Source organism: Chitinophaga sp. (genome assembly GCF_036569125.1).
Taxonomy (GTDB): domain Bacteria; phylum Bacteroidota; class Bacteroidia; order Chitinophagales; family Chitinophagaceae; genus Chitinophaga.
The window spans coordinates 1-4,979 of the sequence record NZ_DATCRF010000515.1; the positions used below are offsets into that span (position 1 = coordinate 1).

Annotated in this window: 5 protein-coding genes; 2 read left to right on the top strand and 3 right to left on the bottom strand. The window is 50.0% G+C overall.

Going from position 1 to position 4,979, the window contains the following annotated elements:
• A partial coding sequence (locus VIM87_RS19510) for a phosphotransferase enzyme family protein (RefSeq protein ID WP_331998621.1) occupies positions 1–868 on the bottom strand: 868 nt, incomplete at its 3' end.
• Positions 869–928: 60 nt separating this feature from the next.
• Between VIM87_RS19510 and VIM87_RS19515 the strand changes: the two genes are divergently transcribed.
• Entirely contained in the window at positions 929–1,831 is a 903-nt protein-coding gene (locus tag VIM87_RS19515; protein ID WP_331998622.1) for a helix-turn-helix transcriptional regulator, read from the top strand.
• A gap of 81 nt (positions 1,832–1,912) precedes the next feature.
• Positions 1,913–2,746 carry an SDR family NAD(P)-dependent oxidoreductase gene (locus VIM87_RS19520; protein WP_331998623.1) on the top strand — a complete coding sequence of 278 codons (834 nt, stop codon included), beginning with the start codon at positions 1,913–1,915 and terminating at the stop codon, positions 2,744–2,746.
• A gap of 186 nt (positions 2,747–2,932) precedes the next feature.
• Here VIM87_RS19520 and VIM87_RS19525 read toward each other — a convergent pair whose 3' ends face one another.
• Complete coding sequence (locus tag VIM87_RS19525; RefSeq protein WP_331998624.1) at positions 2,933–4,087, bottom strand: putative sensor domain DACNV-containing protein; 1,155 nt, start codon at positions 4,085–4,087, stop codon at positions 2,933–2,935.
• Positions 4,088–4,274: 187 nt separating this feature from the next.
• On the bottom strand, positions 4,275–4,979 hold a 705-nt coding region (locus tag VIM87_RS19530; protein ID WP_331998625.1), incomplete at its 5' end, for a hypothetical protein.

The window sequence follows — 4,979 nt, forward strand, 5'->3', positions numbered from 1 at the left end:
TAAAACCCAGGTAAGGTACTGCCTTTAATTCATCATCAGAAAAAGGCCTTACGCTGCGATACGCATCAATAAACACCTGGAAGTCGCTGTCAGCAGCTTCCTGCGTCATTTTCCCGTTGGCAACATGAAAAAAGAAATGCAGGAAAAAACTGGCCACATCATTCGCCAGCCATCCTTTCCCGGTAAAGTCAAAATCAAAAAAGGTAAGCTGCCCCTGCTCATCAAAATGAAAGTTCTTGGGTAAAAAATCATACTGCAAATACCCCTCGCTAAAATTGTCAGTAGAGAGCTCACCTAACCGCGCTATTACTTTCTGCGCAGTATCCTTCAAATACGTATATCCTTCTGCGTGATCCTTAAATGCAGGCGCCAGGGTTTCCAGGGGTTGCAACAGCAGGCGATTAATATCGTAGGTTTCGCGCTCATGCGGCAGCACCAGGTTGGCAGTAATGTTATGCACCTTTGCCATTTCACGGCCTACCAGCTGCAGCTGCGCTTCCGTCAGGTCATAAACATTGCTGCCTTTGGCATAGCTGAACAATACCCCGTGCCGCAGGCCTTCCGGCGCATTAAAGTCCTGGATCTGGTTGCCCTGCAGGTCCGCTATGGGATAGGAAACAGCGGCGCCGCCTTTGTGCAGATGGTTCAGCAGTTCTACCTCTCCCTTAATCTCGTGCAGGGTATGGTGGCTGATCCGGTACACTTTAAAAATGTACACGGGTGTACCGGCCTTTTCTATAATATAGGTATCGCTCACATTGCGCAGCAAAAGGCGGCAGGTAAGCGCAGGATCGCCATATTGTTGTATGATAAAGGCTTGCAGGGCTTTGGACGAGAGCATGGAGTACTGCACGGGGAAGGTGCTCATGGGTAAAAAATTTAGGGACGCAAGGTAACGGTTAAAGTTTGTATTTCGTAACTTTGCCGCATGTCAGATACAGAAAGCTTACAGGAATTCTACCAGCATAAATTTAATTTCCTGCCCAATAACCTGCAGCAGGATATCGGTCATTTTAACGTATTCCGCCTGGAGGACTGCGTAGGTCCTAACGGCACACAGGTCAAATACCGCCGCCGCGAGTATTATAAGATCACCTTTATACGGGGCGAGAATATTTACCATTATGCCGATAAAAGCCTGAAGGTCAATGGCAGCGCCCTGCTGTTCTTTAACCCGCACGTACCCTACACCTGGGAAAATGTGTCCGACGACCCCACCGGTTTCTTCTGCATTTTCAGCGAAACCTTTTTCACCGACCGTACCCGTAACAGCCTCAATGAGCTGCCCATGTACGCCAATGGCGGCAAACCGGCCTATTTGCTTACCCCTGAGCAGGATGCCCATGTAAGCAGCCTGTTCCAGAAAATGCTGGACGAGATCAACAGCGACTACATCTATAAATACGACCTGCTCCGCAATTACGTGATGGAGCTCATCCACTTTGCCCTTAAAACCCGGCCCTCCGAAAACCTGTACCAGCACCCCGATGCCAATTCCCGCATCTGCGCCGTGTTTACAGAGCTGCTGGAGCGGCAGTTCCCCATAGAGCACCCCTCACAGCGCTTTTCCCTGCGCTCTGCCAAAGACTTTGCAGAGCAGCTGGCCGTGCATGTGAACCACCTGAACCGCGCCATACGGGTCACCACCGGTAAAACCACCACGGAACGCATTGCCGAAAGGCTGGTGAGCGAGGCCAAATCCCTGCTCAAGCATACCGACTGGAACATCTCCGAAATAGGCTACTGCCTGGGGTTTGAGGAGCCTTCGCACTTCAATAACTTCTTTAAGAAACACACCAGCATTCCCCCCTCAGCTTTCAGGGCTGTTTGAATTATGTAACCATTTGTTTGAAAGGTGTAAGGCCCGCCAGGGCTTAGGGGCGTAATTTTGATCCATCAAAAATGTTTAACGATGGACAAGCAACAAGTATGGTTCATAACCGGCGCCTCCAAAGGCCTGGGACTCAGCTTCGTAAAACAGCTCTTACAGGCAGGTCATATGGTAGCCGCTACCTCCCGCAATGCGCAGGACCTCACCAACTCCGTTGGTACAAGCTCCTCTCAGTTCTTACCCCTGCGGGTTAACCTGGCCGATGAGAACAGCGTGGCACAGGCCCTGGAACAAACCGTAAAAACCTTTGGCAGGCTGGATGTAGTGGTGAACAACGCCGGCTATGGCATTGGCGGCAGCGTGGAAGAAGTAACAGATGCAGAAGTACGCCAGGCCTTTGATGTAAATGTGTTCGGCACCATTAACGTCATCCGCAGGGCGCTGCCTTATCTGCGCAAACAACGTTCCGGTCATATCATTAATATCTCCTCCATTGCCGGCATTACAGGCGGCACAGGATGGTCTATATATACCGCAGCCAAACACGCTATAGTAGGTTTATCCGAAGTGCTGGCTGCCGATGTGCAGGAGCTGGGCATTAAGGTGACCGTGGTAGCACCCGGCGCTTTCCGCACCAGCTTCCTCACACCGGAATCACTGGCCATCACGGATAATTACATTGAAGATTACACCGCCGTTCACGCCACGCACGACAAGTTCCGCAAAATGAACGGGCAGCAGGCCGGCGATCCGGAAAAGGCCGTAGCAGAAATGATCCGCATCACCACTGTGCCTAACCCACCCCTGTACTTCCTCTTAGGCACCGACGCCTATAACCGCGCAGTAAACAAATTGGAACTATTAGGCCGTGAGTACAAGGCATGGGAGAGTGTCACAAAATCGACGGACTTCTAAAGAATTAATAATTAAGAATGAATAATTAATAATCGTATTGAAGGTGCACGCCTGCTGCAACTATCACAAATAGAAAAGTCCTGCGCAATAAGACGCAGGACTTTTCTATTATAGTATTTTATTTAATCCCCTCCTCAGCTATCACCCGCTGCATTAAATTATTAATTATTAATTCTTAATTATTAATTACAACAGTAACACATCAATGCGGTGCGCCTGCACCATCCCCGCCTGATCCGACCAGGAGAACACCGTAAAATATCCATCCTGCGAAGCTACCAGCGCCAGGGCATCCCGTTGGTCATGCACGAATTGCGCGGCCGATAGATGCCGGGTGCCTCCCAAACTGGAAGGATGGATCAGCTTGGGGCTGCCATCCATTACCGGCTCCATTAACAGCACCTGCTCCACCCGGGTGGAGTTATGCGCGCGGGTGATCTTGGCGCCAAAGGTCAGCAGCTGATGCCGGTCGTTGATCACAGTAGCGCCATCTACAGCAGTAAGGCCGGTCACGTTCTCCACTTCCCGGCGCAAAGCATTCTGTAAAAAAATATCACTTGCACCCTTGCTGTTACAGCTGGATGATACCAGGTCGGCTACACCGGAGAATGCCGGCACTATCGGGTATTGCAGGGGATGGATCAGCGACGCTTTCCACTCATCATGCCGGGAAGATACTACCAGCAAAATGCCGCCCCGCCCGTGCGCCCGCATGGATACGGCGATTTGTATCAGCACATTTACAGGATCGTTCCATACAGCCGATGAGCTAAGCCCCAGCAGGGAGGTCAGTATGGGCGGACTATCCGGCAGCAGGCCGCTGTTCTCGTCCACCACTTTTACCTGGTCGCCGCGCAGCACCGCCACGTTCATGAACTTGCCCAGGCCAATAATGCGGCGCTGCTTCACTACCAGCAGTGCCGGTTCAGATACGTCCAGCACAAAGCAATAGTCCGGCAGTTTAATAGTAGTACCCCAGATGTACAGCTCATCCCCTTTGTACCAGATGCCTACATGCACGCCGGCCCGCTCTACACCCGGCGCCAGCTTGCTGAGCGTTTTGGCGTTCAGCGGCAGGTGCTGTGCAAACAGCAGCGGTTTGCCGGCCTGGGAAGGCGGCAAAAAGGCCAGGGATATTTTGGTGGCGTTCCCTTCTTCTTTACGGAGGCTGGCCCAGAAGGCCGTGTCAATCATCTTTTCCACGATCCATGCCTCCGGCACAGATGCCAGGTTCCGCTCCCCGTTCTCCAGGGCCGCAGTCTGATGTTTTAATAAGATCGATGCTATTGTGTCGGCAACCTTACCAGCAGCCTGGTAAGCGGTTTCGTACGTCAGTTCCATACTAAAAGTATTAAGGCCATGTTTCCCTCTAAGGGCTTTCTCTCTTTTCGATACAAATTTAACCTTTTTTACTGCACAGAATTGTCAGGAAATGGTATCCCCGGGGTAAGATCCTCCTAAAACTCAAAAGGCCCTCCTTGAACGGAAAAGCCTTTGTAAGTTCTATTTGAATTTGGATGAATGACGGTTATTTGGGCAGATAATGGAACCGGCCCCCCTCATATACATGGGTTTCCGTATTACCCGCTAAAGTAAGTGCAACAGTCCTTACTGCACTAACCGGATAGCTATCACTATTGTATTCGTAAGTATAGGTGGTGATTCCGCTAAACCCGTTAGTGGTCGAAAACGATTCTTCAACCTTATTATTAACAGAAAGATATTGAGGATCGCCCAGGAAATAATAATAATGCGCTATACTCCTGTAAGGGTTGGGCTTATCCTCATAACGATAGGTCCGGGTAGTAGTAACCCATTTTTTTGTCGCCCCATCTATATATGTATTGGTCACAACATTTTTAACCAGGTTATTTTTCTCCCAGGTATAAAAGTTAACCGTAGTATCTGTTTTTGCCGTTGAGGTAAAGGCATAGGTCGCCGTTAACTGTCCCTGGCTATTATAAACCAGGGAATCATATGCAGTGCCACTGGTGCTTTCAGGATGGTCTATCTGCACCACCTGTCCGGCGCTGTTATAAGTTAGCACGGCCATGATCTTCCCAACAGGATCGTTAATATCCCTTGTGAAACTGTAACGTTTCATTCGACCATTCTCATAGAAAGGGTAAATGAAAAGAGAAGTATCCGGCGGCAAACCATCAAATGAAATATTGGCGAACCGCCTTAAGGTTCCATCCGTATTATATTCAAGTGCAGTGCTATCCGAGGGCGA